This is a genomic window from Helicobacter apodemus, assembly GCF_003097575.1.
Lineage (GTDB): Bacteria > Campylobacterota > Campylobacteria > Campylobacterales > Helicobacteraceae > Helicobacter_D > Helicobacter_D apodemus.
The window spans coordinates 321,276-335,731 of the sequence record NZ_CP021886.1 but is presented as its reverse complement, the minus strand read 5'-3'; the positions used below and the strand labels follow the sequence as shown (position 1 = coordinate 335,731).

Annotated in this window: 12 protein-coding genes; 3 read left to right on the top strand and 9 right to left on the bottom strand. The window is 33.7% G+C overall.

The window, feature by feature from the left end; all coding sequences use genetic code 11:
* Nucleotides 1-236: 236 nt before the first annotated feature.
* From CDV25_RS01630 to CDV25_RS01610, 5 genes are all read right to left on the bottom strand, one after another.
* The gene (locus CDV25_RS01630; RefSeq protein WP_108910496.1) at nucleotides 237-974 is read right to left on the bottom strand and encodes an MIP/aquaporin family protein; all 738 of its coding nucleotides are present in this window, start codon (nucleotides 972-974) and stop codon (nucleotides 237-239) included.
* 1 nt (nucleotide 975) lies between these two features.
* Nucleotides 976-2,481 carry a glycerol kinase GlpK gene (gene glpK, locus CDV25_RS01625; protein WP_239056384.1) on the bottom strand — a complete coding sequence of 502 codons (1,506 nt, stop codon included), beginning with the start codon at nucleotides 2,479-2,481 and terminating at the stop codon, nucleotides 976-978.
* 1 nt (nucleotide 2,482) lies between these two features.
* Entirely contained in the window at nucleotides 2,483-4,045 is a 1,563-nt protein-coding gene (locus CDV25_RS01620) for a glycerol-3-phosphate dehydrogenase/oxidase (RefSeq protein WP_108910495.1), read from the bottom strand.
* Nucleotides 4,046-4,274: 229 nt separating this feature from the next.
* A complete protein-coding gene (locus CDV25_RS01615; RefSeq protein WP_108910494.1) occupies nucleotides 4,275-5,447 on the bottom strand; it encodes a glutathionylspermidine synthase family protein in 1,173 nt (390 codons plus the stop codon).
* A 3-nt stretch (nucleotides 5,448-5,450) separates the two neighbouring features.
* A complete protein-coding gene (locus CDV25_RS01610; RefSeq protein ID WP_108910493.1) occupies nucleotides 5,451-6,104 on the bottom strand; it encodes a UPF0323 family lipoprotein in 654 nt (217 codons plus the stop codon).
* Nucleotides 6,105-6,303: 199 nt separating this feature from the next.
* Between CDV25_RS01610 and CDV25_RS01605 the strand changes: the two genes are divergently transcribed.
* From CDV25_RS01605 to CDV25_RS01595, 3 genes are all read left to right on the top strand, one after another.
* Nucleotides 6,304-7,722 carry a major outer membrane protein gene (locus CDV25_RS01605; RefSeq protein ID WP_108910492.1) on the top strand — a complete coding sequence of 473 codons (1,419 nt, stop codon included), beginning with the start codon at nucleotides 6,304-6,306 and terminating at the stop codon, nucleotides 7,720-7,722.
* Nucleotides 7,723-7,865: 143 nt separating this feature from the next.
* Nucleotides 7,866-9,206, top strand: coding sequence for a phosphomethylpyrimidine synthase ThiC (thiC, locus tag CDV25_RS01600; RefSeq protein ID WP_108910491.1), 1,341 nt, complete (start codon nucleotides 7,866-7,868; stop codon nucleotides 9,204-9,206).
* A 14-nt stretch (nucleotides 9,207-9,220) separates the two neighbouring features.
* Nucleotides 9,221-10,333, top strand: coding sequence for an Mrp/NBP35 family ATP-binding protein (locus tag CDV25_RS01595; RefSeq protein WP_108910490.1), 1,113 nt, complete (start codon nucleotides 9,221-9,223; stop codon nucleotides 10,331-10,333).
* A gap of 642 nt (nucleotides 10,334-10,975) precedes the next feature.
* Here the strand turns inward: CDV25_RS01595 and CDV25_RS01590 are convergent.
* The 4 genes from CDV25_RS01590 to CDV25_RS01575 are packed head-to-tail and all read right to left on the bottom strand — an operon-like array spanning nucleotide 10,976 to nucleotide 14,456.
* On the bottom strand, nucleotides 10,976-11,836 hold the full coding sequence (locus CDV25_RS01590) for a thiamine-phosphate kinase (RefSeq protein WP_108910489.1): 861 nt from the start codon (nucleotides 11,834-11,836) through the stop codon (nucleotides 10,976-10,978).
* Entirely contained in the window at nucleotides 11,836-12,663 is an 828-nt protein-coding gene (nadC, locus tag CDV25_RS01585) for a carboxylating nicotinate-nucleotide diphosphorylase (RefSeq protein ID WP_108910488.1), read from the bottom strand. The genes CDV25_RS01590 and nadC overlap by 1 nt, the downstream gene beginning before the upstream one ends.
* A gap of 9 nt (nucleotides 12,664-12,672) precedes the next feature.
* Complete coding sequence (gene nadA / locus CDV25_RS01580) at nucleotides 12,673-13,668, bottom strand: quinolinate synthase NadA (protein WP_108910487.1); 996 nt, start codon at nucleotides 13,666-13,668, stop codon at nucleotides 12,673-12,675.
* Nucleotides 13,669-13,670: 2 nt separating this feature from the next.
* A complete protein-coding gene (locus CDV25_RS01575) occupies nucleotides 13,671-14,456 on the bottom strand; it encodes a phosphatidylserine decarboxylase (protein WP_108910486.1) in 786 nt (261 codons plus the stop codon).

Here is a 14,456-nt window from a genome sequence, read left to right as displayed (position 1 = left end):
ATTTGTTTCTTAGTCTCTTAGTTTCTTTATCTAAGGCTTTAGTTTTCTTAGTTTCTTATTGTTTATTGTTATTTAACCTTTTTGGTGTTTAAATATTACTTTTCTTTTTGCTATTGCTTAAGTGTTTTTTGTTTGTAAATTATCTGAATTCTACCCTTTTCTCTCCCATTTCAAGATTCAAATACATTCTAAATTTTAGGCTATATATTTTTATAAGCAAACTTAGATGCTAAGTATCATAAACTTAAAAACATATAAAAAAATGTTGCTACAACTCCACCACATAATGGAGCTAAAATAGGAATCCAAGAGTATCTCCAATCTATCTTTACTTTAAGTGGTAGCAAAAATAACACTATCCTAGGTCCTAAATCTCTAGCAGGATTCATAGCATAACCTGTCGTAGAACCCAAAGAAAGACCTAATACCCAAACTAAAATAGCCACAGGTAAAGCACCTATAGAACCAAGCCCTATATTAGCATTTGGGTCAATTGTTAAATGAATATTAGCACCTGTAATATGTAAAATCGTAAAAATTAAAACGAAAGTAGCAGTAAATTCACTAATAAAATTAGATACATAATTACGAATTGCAGGTTCAGTGCAAAAACAAGCTCTCTTAGCACTTTCATCTTCTGTAATTTTGAAATGATCTTTATAAACTATCCAAACCAAAAAAGCTCCTACCATAGCACCAATAAATTCTCCCATGAGATATTGTGGTACTAATTTCCAAGCAACAGCATTTGTTAGCGCGAAAGTTATCGTTACAACAGGATTAAGATGTGCACCACTTATTGGTCCAGCAACAATAACCCCTACAAATACTGCAAAAGCCCACGCAGTAGTTATTATCATCCAATTCCCATTTTTATCATGTTTAGTGTTTTTCAAACAACAAGTCGCTACTACTCCATTACCTAAGAGTATCATTAAAGCCGTACCTAAAAGCTCTGCCATAAAAATACTCATTTCAAAAACCTTTATCGTCTTGTTCTAGCCAATGCAAGGAGCTTTTTACAGCTTTCTGCCAATAATATAACATCTTATTAACTTGTTTTTTGTCTAATTTTGGTGAAAATAAAGTATCTATATGCCATTGCGATTTAATCTCATCAATACTTTTGAAATATCCCACCGCTAATCCTGCTAAATAAGCTGCTCCTAAAGCAGTTGTCTCAATTATTTTTGGGCGCACTATATTAAAGTTAAAAATATCTGATTGAATCTGCATTAAATATTGACTTTGGCTCGCTCCTCCATCAACTCTAATTTCTTGGCAAACACTATTGGCATCAGCTTCCATTTCTTTAACAATATCATAGACTTGAAAGGCAATACCTTCTAAAACAGCACGAGCCATATGCCCATCTGTCGTCCCTCTACTAATCCCAAAAAAGGTTCCGCGAGCATATTGATCCCAATAAGGTGCACCAAGTCCAGTTAAAGCAGGAACAAAATAAACTCCGCCATTATCTTCAACCTTTGCGGCTAAGGCATCAATATCTGAAGAGGTGCGTATCATTTTAGCACCATCTCTTAGCCATTGAATAGCTGCACCACCGACAAATACGCCACCTTCTAAAGCATAAGTGGTCTTTCCATCAATTTGCCACGCAATGGTTGTTAAGAGATTATTTTTACTCTCAACAGGCTTCTCTCCTGTATTCATCAATAAAAAACATCCTGTGCCATAAGTATTTTTTATCATACCTTTATCTATACACATTTGCCCAAACAGAGCAGCCTGTTGATCTCCTGCAATTCCCGCTATTGCAATTTCATTATCTACCCAACGCGTTGCAGTATATCCATAGATTTCACTAGAGGATTTTACTCTTGGTAAAATCGATAAAGGAATATCAAATAATTCTAATAATTCATCATCCCAATCTAAAGTATGGATATTATAAAGCATTGTTCTACTGGCATTACTAGGATCTGTAATATGCACTTTACCACGTGTAAGATTATAAATTATCCACGTATCTACCGTTCCAAAGCATAATTCTCCATTATTAGCTTTTTTCCTAGCATTTGGGATATTATCTAAAAGCCATTTTATTTTTGTCGCTGAAAAATAAGCGTCAATAATTAAACCTGTCTTAGAATATATTATTTTAGAATAATCTTTTTTCAGATTCTCACAATAATCAGCGGTTCTACGATCTTGCCAAACGATAGCTTTAGCAATAGGTTCCCCTGTTGTTTTATCCCAAATAATAGTTGTTTCTCTTTGATTGGTTATGCCAATAGCTGCAATATCTGTAGCATTAAGATTAGATTTTGCTAAAGCTTCAGTAAGAGTAGAAATTTGGGAACTCCATATTTCCTTTGCATCATGTTCCACCCAACCCAAATGAGGAAAATATTGCGTAAAAGTTTTTTGCGCATTAGCAATAATTTTGCCCTCTTTATCAAAAATAATAGCTCTTGATGAAGTTGTTCCTTGGTCTAAAGCCATAATATATTTTTTCACACTAAACTCCTTTAATGCAATATTGTTTGGTTAAATTTTTGAAATCTTCAATCTCTTTTTCTAATCTCTTTTTGCTCCAGTTTTTATATTTACCAATAAATATTCCAACCTCTTTAGCTATTTCATTAGAAGCCTTTGCATCAAGAAATAATAAGCGGATTCTACGAGATAATACATCCTCTAAAGTTTCTGCCATTTCATATTCTAAAGCCCACAAGACTTGCGCATAAGTATAAGGATAATTGGGGTGGATTTTTTGGGCTAATTGTGCTTCTTTTTGCTCTAATTCTAAAATAGCCCTATAATCACTGCCATAGACACAGAGTCTATCCTTAAAATCTCCATTATTTAAATAACCATATAAAGGAAGCTCTTTAGTTATGCAAGGTTGATAAGGTAATAATTTCTTTGCAATAGCAAAATCTATCGTTTCTTCTGCCATTTTTCTATAAGTCGTCCATTTACCACCATTAATAGAGATTAATTGACTTTCAGAAATGTGGATTTTATGGCTTCTTGACACATTCTTACTAGCTTTATTCTTTTGTTTTATCAATGGACGTAAGCCAACAAAAATAGACAAAATATCTTCTCTATTAACTTTTCTAGTAGTGTATTCATTAAGTGTTTTTAAAAGAAAATCTATCTCTTCTTCTAAAGGCAGAGGTTCATAGGCAACATTTTGGATTTGGGTATCTGTTGTTCCAACAATTAATTTATGATGCCACGGAATAGCAAACAATACCCTCCCATCAGAAGTTTTTGGGACCATCAAAGCATTATCATTAGGTAAAATCTTCGCATCAAACACCAAATGGATTCCTTGGCTTACCACGAGACTTAAGCTATCATCTTTATCCATTTGATTAATCTCATTACTAAAAACTCCAGTTGCATTAATAACACATTGAGAATAGATTTGTTGCTTAAAAGAAGGCTCTAAAACATCCTCAATCTCAACACCACAAATTTTTCCCTCTTTATTTTTCAATAATTGATTAACTCGCATATAATTTATCAAACAAGCTTGATTTTCAACCGCAGTTCTAGCTAGACTCAAACCCAATCTAGCATCATCAAACTGCCCATCGTAATAACAAACTCCCGCTTGCATTTTTAAGTCTTTTATCCCACTTAAACTCTTTCTAACTTCTTCTCTATTGAGGTAGCGCGTTTTGCCTAAGCTTAATCTTCCTGCCATATAATCATAGATACTAAGTCCTATAGTATAATAAAAAGCACTAAAAATACTTGTAGTAGGGATAACAAAAGCTTGTGGTTTGCATAAATGTGGCGCATTGCGTATTAATAGACTTCTCTCGTGCAGTGCTTCATAAACTAAAGAAATATTGCCTTGAGCAAGATATCTTACACCCCCATGTAATAATTTTGTAGAGCGACTAGAAGTCGATTTTGTAAAATCAGATCTCTCTAATAACAAAGTTTTATAGCCACGAGTTGCGCAATCAACCGCTATACCCAACCCTGTTGCCCCTCCTCCAATGATAATAACATTCCATAATTGTTCTTTTTTGATCTTTAGAATCTGCTCTAAACGTTTCATTACAGCTATCTTTAATTAATGGATTAACAAAAGCATTTGAAAAAATTAAATCTTTGCCGATTCTAACACAAACTCACCATACTATCCCAATAAAATTAAAACATTAACACAATATTCTACAAAATGTTACAAATAATCCAAGACCTATTAAATATCAATACCAAAGAATCTTGTAAAATCTATAGAGCAAGGAGTATAAACTCAATAATTATTATCCTATTTTTATAGCTTATTTAATTTTATGGGAGACGAATTTTGATAGATTATCTAAAATCTCTCCTCCTTTTCTAAATCCTAACGCACAAGCTTCATAAGCATAAAAGACATTTGCTTGGTAGAAACTATTATTATAGGTATTTAAATCCACAAATTCTTGATAAACTTCTGGATAATTCCCATAATTTCCCTCTTTTACTATTAAAGCATTCCCCGCATTATCAAGGATACTCACACTTTCCCCTTCCCTACCAAAAGCGTGTTTTTTAACCTGCTTTTTATTAGCTAAAGGCTCAAAAGAAGTTTCTAGCAAAAGCGGATGATTAGGGAATAAATCCCATAGAATCTTTAGCATTCTCTTGCTTTGAAACATCAATGTATAAGCAGGATTTAAAAAGATTGTATTTTTATTGCGTATCATTGCAGTTATTAAAGTCGCCATTTCTGGTTCATCAGTAGCAATGCTCTCCCAAGGAATAAGCTTAAACCAAAATTCAAAATTCTCTTCTGCATAACTTAAACCTAAACTCTCATCTAAATGTGCTTCGTGAGCGTAACAAAAATCAGTCTTAAATCCTGCTTCCTTAGCAATCACTTCAAGCAATCTCACCGTGTTTTCTTCCTCCTCACTCCCTTGTATGCTAGAAAAAAGTATCTTCCAACCCTCATAAATTGCACCAAAATTAGAAATATCATCCCCTAAAGTAATCATACGTTTAAAGTTATCACCTAAAGCCTCATAGAGATTATTAAACTGCAAGGATTCATCAAATCCATTTTTTTTCAACATCGCCCATTGGATAATCGCACTTTCATAAACCATTGTCGGGGTATCTGCGTTAAACTCAAGTAACTTAATAGGTTTCCCATCAATTCCACCAGCTAAATCAAAACGACCATACAAATGCCAATGCACTTCCTCTGCCCAACTCATCTCAATAGCTTCTATGAGATTAAAGGGGATTCCAAGCTCAAAAAACAAACGATTATTAATTACATATTGCCCCGCTTCAATATACATATCATAGAGTTCATTAGTAGCATTATAATAATCTTGTGCTTCCTGTTCTGTAACCTCTATAATTTCATCACTAACATAAGAAGTATTGTCAGTATCCATATGCCAACTAAGCCCAAGCTCTTCTAAATCTTTTGGACTTAAAGGATTAACTTTTAAAATCTCCATAGGTTACCCCCCAAAACTGCTTGAACCCGCAGAAGAGCCGCTTGAAACATTATTTCTATTTTGCCCACCTGTGTTATTAGGAGCATAAAACCCACTTTTTCCGGCATTTGTCCCCGCTCTTGTCCCTGCGGTAGCTCCCTTATTAAACGAGCTTTGTGAGCGTTCATAGGCTTGTGGTGATTTATAAGAGCTTCTTTGTTGGGATTGAAAATTTTGATTATTAAAAAGTTTGCTACCTATCCAACTCCCCAAAATTGCTCCAGCAGCACTTGCTAAAATCGTCTCCCCTAAGGATAATCCACCACCTGTTGGATTGGTAAGCTGTGAAGTTCCAGAATCAATCTTTTTAGATTCTTCAGCGATGAGCATATCCACTTCTTCTTGAGTTAAAATCCTCTCATTACCATTTGCTTCCTTTAAAATTATTCGAGTCGTGCTACTTGGATATTCCTCTAATATTTTATAACTTCCATCGCTTTGTTGCTCTATCATTACGGTTGCACCATTTTTAACCGCTTCTTTTACTTTACCACCCACATTCTCACCAATATTGTTATTACAACCCACAATAATAAGCACAGCAGCTAGTCCTAAGCCACTTTTACTAAAGATACCAACAACTTTGGGATCAGATATTTTTCTTAAATACTTCTTCATTCTAGCTCCTAAAATCCAAATATTTATGTAGAATTAAATAGTTGCGATTATACCTTTTTAACCCTTAAACTCTATAAATCCTAAAAAATCTAAGTCTATATTAAACTTTTTAATTTTTATTTAAGTTTAGCTTAAATATACTCTAAAGTATGGTTTTGTGACCAAAAATGCACTCAAACTTTAAAAAGAAAGGAATAAAATGAAATTTATAAAGCTTAGTTTAGCAACATGCGTTGCACTTGCTGGTTTATCAACTATAAGTTCAGCCCAGCCTTTAGAGGAAGCCATCAAGGGTATTGATGTTAGCGGTATGTTGCGTTATCGTTATACAGATGATAGATATAAAAATCAAAAATATACCAAAGATGATTCGGCAAGTATTCGAGGTCAAGGTGGTGCAAGTAAGGGTAGTGCTAAACACCAATGGAGAGCCGAAGCACTCTTTAAAACTCCTGTTATTAACAACATCTCTATGAATCTTGGTGTTTATTATGGGGGTTCTAATAATGTTAATCACGGAAAAGGCACAAGTGGTAATACAAACAACAATACTTCAACTTCAAATGGATTTATAGGCAATGGTCTAGGTGCTGGAAGTGATGGTCAATTTGGTGTGCGTGAATTTACCGCAACTATTACCCCAGATACCACTTCTACTACATTCAAATTAGGTAAAATGCCTTTATTAACTCCACTTAATGATTCTGATGATAGAGGAACGGGAGTATTTATCACAAATTCTGATATTGATAACTGGAGTTTCGCAGCAGGAGCTTTTGATTCTTGGAGTTTAGATGACGGTGTGCCAAATGGTAATGGCGGTTCTGTAGCTAAACCTTACTATACACTCGCTGCTTTAAGCAACTATGATACAAGTATCGGAAACTTCAGCACTCAATTATGGCTCTATTATATCCAAGATATTGCGGATTTTATCGGGTTTGGTGAATTAACTTGGGATAATAATATGGTATCTTTAACAGGACAATATGCTTATAGCAAATTAGATAATTCAGGACCTCTTAGCACCAATACTGAAACTATGTGGGGTTATAAGCCTAAAACTGCTAATGACCTTTATACACTTGGTGCAGGATTAGACTTTAGTGATTTTAATGTTCCTGTCGCTCTTAATGTAGGCTATTGGGGTAATACTCAAGATGGTTATGCGGTTTCTTTAGATAATGAAGGAGGGTTTTTAAAAGCAGGACAACTTTGGTTTGACAACGCAGCTACAGGAATAAATATCTCTATGTTTAATGTGGGTGGTGGAGCAATGCCTAAAGGATATGAGAAAAATAAGCTTAGTGCCTTTTATTCAAATGTGAATTATGATATTTTAGACAATCTTAATATCGGTATTGATTATGTTCAAGGAAAAAATAAGCTTACAAGAGGCTTATCAAATGCTAAAAGTTCTGGAAATATTAGTTTCTATGAAATTAGCCCAAATCTTACTTGGCAATATTCTAAATCCCTCAAAATCTCTTCTTATTATTCTTTCTTGCAATCAAAAGCACAAAAAAGCATTAGATCTTCTGTAGGAGATGATAGTGTTAATTCTACCAATAAAGAGAAATTCAACGAATTAAGAGTTGAAGTTAAATATCTCTTTTAATTAAAAGCTAGAGAAACTCCTCTAGCTTTTACACAAATTTAAAGAATCTTCGCATTTTTATCCATTCTTTACAAAAAGAAAAGCTAAAATTTATTTTTATTTTGCTACCTTTAGAAGCCAAAACAATTAGCTAAGGAGAAAGTATGCGAACACAATGGGTTAAAGCGCGTAAAAACGATAAAATCAAAACACAGCTTCATTATGCCAAAAAGGGCATCATCACTCCAGAGATGGAATATGTAGCCAATATCGAACATTTAAGAACTGATGATGTCTTAAGAGAGATCACCAAAGGAAGATTAATACTTCCCTCTAATGTCAATCATACGAACCTAGAGCCTATGGGGATTGGTGTAGCGACAAGAACTAAGATTAACTCTAATATTGGAAGCTCTGCTCTTGCCAGCTCTATTGAAGAAGAAATTGAAAAAACTCTCATTTCTATTAAATATGGCGCAGATACTATTATGGATTTAAGCACAGGGGGAGATTTGGATAGTATTCGTCAAGCGGTTATTCAAAACTCTAGTGTGCCTATTGGAACCGTCCCTATTTATCAAATCCTACACGATGTTAAAAATGATATTAATGCGCTAACTATTGATAAGATGTTAGAAGTTATGGAGAGACAAGCCAAACAAGGTGTAAGCTATTTTACTATCCATTGTGGATTCTTATTAGAACATATGCCTCGCCTTGCTAAACGAAAAATGGGTATTGTAAGTCGTGGCGGAAGCCTTATGGCTGCTTGGATGATGCACTATCATAAGCAAAATCCTTTCTATGAGGCTTTTGATGATATTTTAGAAATTTGTCAAAAATACGATGTCTCTTTAAGCCTTGGAGATTCTTTGCGTCCGGGCTGTTTAGCGGATTCTAGTGATGAAGCACAATTAGGAGAGCTTAAAGTTCTAGGTGAGCTTACTCTAAGGGCTTGGGAGAAAGATGTACAAGTTATGATTGAGGGTCCAGGGCATGTGCCTATGAATGAAATAGAACGCAATGTAGAACTCCAAAAAGAATTATGCCACGAAGCACCCTTTTATGTCTTAGGTCCTCTTGTAACAGATATTGCTGCAGGTTATGATCATATCGCCTCTGCTATTGGAGCTTCTATTGCAGCGTGGAAAGGAGTTGCTATGTTATGTTATGTAACTCCTAAAGAACATTTAGGGTTACCCAATGTTAAAGATGTCCGAGAAGGCATTATTGCTTATAAAATTGCCGCACACGCTGCTGATATAGCTAGGGGCAGGATTCACTCTAGGGTAAGGGATGATGCGATGAGCAATGCAAGATATAGCTTTGATTGGAATAAACAATTTGAATTAGCCCTTGATCCAGAGAGAGCTAGAGAATATCACGATGAGAGCTTACCCCAAGAAGTTTTCAAAGAAGCCAAATTTTGCTCAATGTGCGGACCAAAGTTTTGTAGCTATAAAATTTCACAAGATATTATCGAACAAGAAAGACAAGAAGTTTAATAAAAAGGAAAAAAATGAATCAAGAACAACTCGTTAATTTACTTAAAGAGATTATTTACCCTAATTTTGAAAAAGATATTGTTACCTTTGGATTTGTCAAAGAAATGTTAATACACGAAAATTCTGTTTCTATACGATTAGAGATTCCCTCTGCTTCTGCAGATGTGGCTAATACATTGCGTGAGAGTATTACGCAAAAACTTAAAGACAATGGCATTACTAAACTTAACTTAGATATTAAACAACCCTCTCCACAAAACAACAATAAGCCCCAAGGGACAAAAAATTTAGCACCCCAAATTAAAAACTTCGTTATGGTTAGTAGTGGTAAAGGGGGAGTTGGTAAATCAACAACAAGTGTTAATCTCGCTATTGCTCTAGCCCAACAAGGTAAAAAGGTAGCTCTTTTAGATGCAGATATTTATGGTCCTAATGTGCCTAGAATGTTAGGATTGCAAAAAGATAAGCCTGAAGTGCATCAAGCACTAAAAAAACTTATCCCGCTTCAAGCCTATGGTGTAGAGATGATGTCTATGGGAGTGCTATATGATGAGGGACAGAGCCTTATTTGGAGAGGTCCTATGATTATCCGTGCGATTGAACAAATGCTAACAGATGTATTATGGGATAATTTAGATGTAATGATTATAGATATGCCCCCTGGCACGGGAGATGCACAACTTACATTAGCACAAAGTGTGCCTGTAACTGCAGGAATAGCGGTATCTACTCCGCAAAAAGTTGCTTTAGATGATGGAGCTAGGGCTTTAGATATGTTTTCTAAACTTAAAATCCCAGTAGCTGGAATCATCGAAAATATGAGCGGATTTATCTGTCCTGATAGCGGTAAAGAATATGATATTTTTGGTAAAGGCACCACAGAAGAAGTTGCCAAAAACTATGGCACAAAAACACTTGCACAAATCCCTATTGAACCTAGTGTTAGAGAGGGAGGAGATGAGGGCAAACCTATTGTTTATTTTCACCCAAATTCTAAATCCTCTCAAGAATACCTTAAAGCCGCTAAAGAATTATGGGATTTTATAGAAGAAGTTAATCAAAAGAAACTAGCGGATAATAGCTCTATCCAACCTGTAGATAATGGTAAATCCGCCTGTTCTTCTTAAATCACAAAGGAATAAATCCTTTGTATTTAATAAATCTAATATAACAAAGGCAATAACTAATACTTTTAAAAATAGAATCTTAAAACTATTCTTTAAGAAACTAAAAAATCATAGTTTCTTTGAAAACTTTTCTTTTATGTAAAGGGGTGGTTTTTAATCTACTTAATCTAACCTGATGCCTTAATCTGCAACTTGTAAAGATACTATGACCTCAAAGTCCAACTTAATTTTAAACGCACAGGGCTAAAAGAATGAAATTTTTTAAGGAAGAGCTAATTCTTTTAAAAGGCACTTATAAGCTATAAACCCTGCCTCACAACTTCTATCTTTTATAAAAATTAGTTTTGATTATGCTTACCTTGTATAATCCGCTATCAAAACTTATTAGAAGGGTTAAGATGAATTACCGCTTTTTAATACTTTCTTTTTCTATGTAAAGACATATCAAAATAAATAGCACATAATAGGTAAATGAAATAGAATTGATACATTTATACACATAAAATATAGAAGTTTTCAAGAATCTTATATTGACTCCATTCTATAAAAAGTAGTAGTTAATGCAGATTTTTATTCTTACAAATTTATTGCTATTAAATTTATAATCCATAAAAAGGTATCATCTGTATTAATAAGTTTAAATTATCGGTGCCAATTTTTCTTTACTAATTTATAAGAGCCTCTTTTTGCTCTTGCAAATACAACTAATTGATGGCGATATTGATTAGCTAATCTTTTAGCCTTTGAGAGTTTATAGGGAGAGAAAGCATAAAGCATTTGGTATTCTTCAGGGGAATAAAACCAATTTGATTTTTTTAGCAAAAATGTAAAACCAATTTTATTAATCTTAGCCAATCTTGATAACTCTATAAAGATTCCATCAGAAATATCCATTCCAGCCCTTGCAATAGCATTAAGGGCTAGAATCATTTTAGGGTATAGCAAAGGCATTGCAAAACGACTATCTTTAGGATAAATGCCAAACAATAAAGCCCTTTTTAAATGTAAAATATTTTTTCCAAACGCTTGTTTTTTAGAATAGTTTAAAATACTTTTAGGATTAAGATAGGCTAGATAATCATTAGGTTTAATGCCACAGCGATATAATCCTTTTTTACCCTTTTGCCCTAAGAGCGTTAAAGAAAAATGCAATTTCTCCCCTACAATCGTATCTCCCCCGATAATCTTTAGACCATATTTCAAAGCCATTGCAGAAAAGATTTTAGCAAGATATTTAACATCTTTTATATCTTTTGGAACACAAAGGGTTAAGAGTAAATATTTTGGGATCGCATTCATCGCATAAATATCAGAGAGATTAACCAAAAAACATTTTTCAATAAGAATCTCTAAGCTGCCCCATTCTCTTTTGAAATGGATTCCTTCAAAAAACGCATCTGTAGCTATAACATAGTCCCCTAAAACAACACCATCATCGCCAACCCCATAAGTAGCATTTCCTCTCTTTAAGGTTTGGATAAATTGCTTTTCTCTATCTTGCATTAATCAATTTTCATACTCATATCTATCCATTTTGCTTGATGAATAATTGCCCCACACGAAATAGCATCAACACCACTTAAAGCATATTCCCTAATGTTGCTTAAAGTAATGCCGCCACTAGCCTCTAAAAATACACTAGGTGCTAACTCATTACGCATTTTTACCACTTCTTTTATCATTGGTATTTCCATATTATCACACATTAAAATATCTATCCCTGCTTCTAATGATTCTCTTGCTTGTAAAAGATTTTCACACTCTACTTCAACTTTAGCGGTCATAGGGATTTTACAACGAACATCAGCAACAAACTTTTTTAAAGAAAGTATCCTTGATAAATGTGTATCTTTGAGCATCAAGCAATCATCTAATCCTAAACGATGATTAATAGCCCCACCATTACGGGTAGAATATTTTTCAAAATCTCTCAACAAAGGACGAGTTTTACGCGTATCGAGTAAAATACATTTGCTCCCCTCCATAGCTTTGACATAAATATTAGTTAAAGTAGCAATACCGCTAGAATGCTCTAATAGATTCAAAATTGTTCGCTCGGCACTTAAAATATCATTAATATTTCCGATAAATTTTACAAGTTTTTGCCCTGCCCCAAACTCTCCTCCATCCTCTAAACTAAATTCACCTCTAATATTAAGTAATTCACATAATCTCTCTACATACATTCTACCAGAGAATACACCCTCTTCTTTAGCGACAATATAACTTTCTACAACAGAGCTATTAGTAATTCGCATATACAAATCACCCCTACCAACATCCTCTTTTAAAACCTGTTTTAAGAAATCATCTAATAAAATCTTTTGCATTTGTTTCCTTTATGAAAGTTCAAGCATCTTATCTAAAGCCCTCTTAGCTTTTATAGCAGTATCTTTAGGCAATATTATTTCATTATAAGATTCCCCTTTATCAATGTATTCTAAAGCCCTTAAAATATCCTCTAAAGTTGTTTCATTCATTGTAGGGCATTCGGGTTTTGTAGAAGAGAGGACAAAAGTGTTTTGTATCCCATTATGAGGTTTTCTTAAACGATTGACAAGATTAAATTCTGTCCCTACTACTACTTTTTGCGTTTCTTTTAGCCCCTTTACATAAGCAATAATTTGACTAGTAGAACCTACAAAATCTGCCTTTGCTACAACACTTGGTTTGCACTCTGGATGCACAGCTACTAAAATATCGGGATATTTTTCACGATAAAAATCAATATCCTCTGGAGTAAAAAGCTGATGCACAGAACAAAAGCCATTATAACAAATCACATCAGCCCCCTGCACTGCTTCTTTAGAATCTTCTCCTAAAACTGCACTTTTTAGCCCATTTTGAATAGCCAAATTCTCGCCTAAACATCTATCGGGTAAAAAAAAGATTTTTTTGCCCTGCTTAAGTGCATATTCCATAATTTTAGTAGCATTAGCACTTGTACAAACCACGCCACCAAGTTCTGCAACTTTAGCTTTAACTTCAGCATTAGAATTAATATAAGTAACAGGAAAAATATTTGTGATTCCATAACTTTCAAGTAACGCAATAGAATCATCAAAATACGCATCGCTAATCATTCTTGCCATAGAACAACAAGCGATTTTGGGCATAAACACTTGTTTGCCGGGTGCTAATATCTTTACACTCTGCCCCATAAATCCAACACCGCAAAAAAGGACTATATTATGCTCACTCGCACTTGCCTTCCTAGCTAATTCTAAACTATCACCTGTTAAATCCGCTATTTCTACAACTTCATCGCGTTGATAAAAATGCGCTACCAACAAAACATCATTTTTTTCTTTTAACGCTTCAATCCTTGCTCTCATCTTTAACCTCTTTTATGGCTACCTATACATTCTCCAAAATGTATTTTCTCCTTATTCTTTATAGAATATTCCCAATTTTTAGATAAAACAACAATAGTAGAACCCATTTCAAAACAACCAATTTCATCTCCTTTCTTTAAAAGATAAGATTCTTTAAAAATAAAACTTTTATTTTCTTTTAAATTTACAATCTCTGGAATAATATGTATTTGAATCCTTCCAACATTTAAAGCACCTATTGCAACTAAATAAAAGGGATTTTCAAAATCATCTATGCATTCTAAAACCACTCTTTTATTTTTATTAAAAAGATTATCATTTTTTTCTAAAGATTTTCTATGCACAGGTAACAACATTCCATTAATAAAATTCACACTTTTTACCTTTAAATTTATAGGTGCGTGGAATCTATGATAATCTTTAGGGGAGAGATAAAAATTTATGTAAAAAAATCCATCTTCTAAATTCTTTGTTACAAAATCACTAATAGCATAAGCTTTACCCTTAATTTGCATAGCTAAATCATTTTGACACTCTCCAAACTCCATAATAAGGCTATCACAAGGAGCAATCATAGTTGTAGTTGTTTTATCAAACTCTCTTTGCTTAACAAAAGAACGCGTAAAAAGGGCATTTAAAGTAGGATAACTCTCTAAAGTATCAAATTCTTCCATATTAATACCAAAAAATTTCACATAAGTGCGGTTAATAAAGACTTGCATCTTTCTAGGAAAGGCACAATGTGTAATTTTTTCAAAAAGATGAGAAATAAAATTTGTATAATGCAA

What these genes read in the sequence shown, in the direction of transcription:
- CDV25_RS01630 (WP_108910496.1), bottom strand. Translation starts at nt 974, where the DNA reads ATGAGTATTTTTATGGCAGAGCTTTTAGGTACGGCTTTAATGATACTC.
- CDV25_RS01620 (WP_108910495.1), bottom strand. Translation starts at nt 4,045, where the DNA reads ATGAAACGTTTAGAGCAGATTCTAAAGATCAAAAAAGAACAATTATGG.
- CDV25_RS01615 (WP_108910494.1), bottom strand. Translation starts at nt 5,447, where the DNA reads ATGGAGATTTTAAAAGTTAATCCTTTAAGTCCAAAAGATTTAGAAGAG.
- CDV25_RS01610 (WP_108910493.1), bottom strand. Translation starts at nt 6,104, where the DNA reads ATGAAGAAGTATTTAAGAAAAATATCTGATCCCAAAGTTGTTGGTATC.
- CDV25_RS01605 (WP_108910492.1), top strand. Translation starts at nt 6,304, where the DNA reads ATGAAATTTATAAAGCTTAGTTTAGCAACATGCGTTGCACTTGCTGGT.
- thiC (WP_108910491.1), top strand. Translation starts at nt 7,866, where the DNA reads ATGCGAACACAATGGGTTAAAGCGCGTAAAAACGATAAAATCAAAACA.
- CDV25_RS01595 (WP_108910490.1), top strand. Translation starts at nt 9,221, where the DNA reads ATGAATCAAGAACAACTCGTTAATTTACTTAAAGAGATTATTTACCCT.
- CDV25_RS01590 (WP_108910489.1), bottom strand. Translation starts at nt 11,836, where the DNA reads ATGCAAGATAGAGAAAAGCAATTTATCCAAACCTTAAAGAGAGGAAAT.
- nadC (WP_108910488.1), bottom strand. Translation starts at nt 12,663, where the DNA reads ATGCAAAAGATTTTATTAGATGATTTCTTAAAACAGGTTTTAAAAGAG.
- nadA (WP_108910487.1), bottom strand. Translation starts at nt 13,668, where the DNA reads ATGAGAGCAAGGATTGAAGCGTTAAAAGAAAAAAATGATGTTTTGTTG.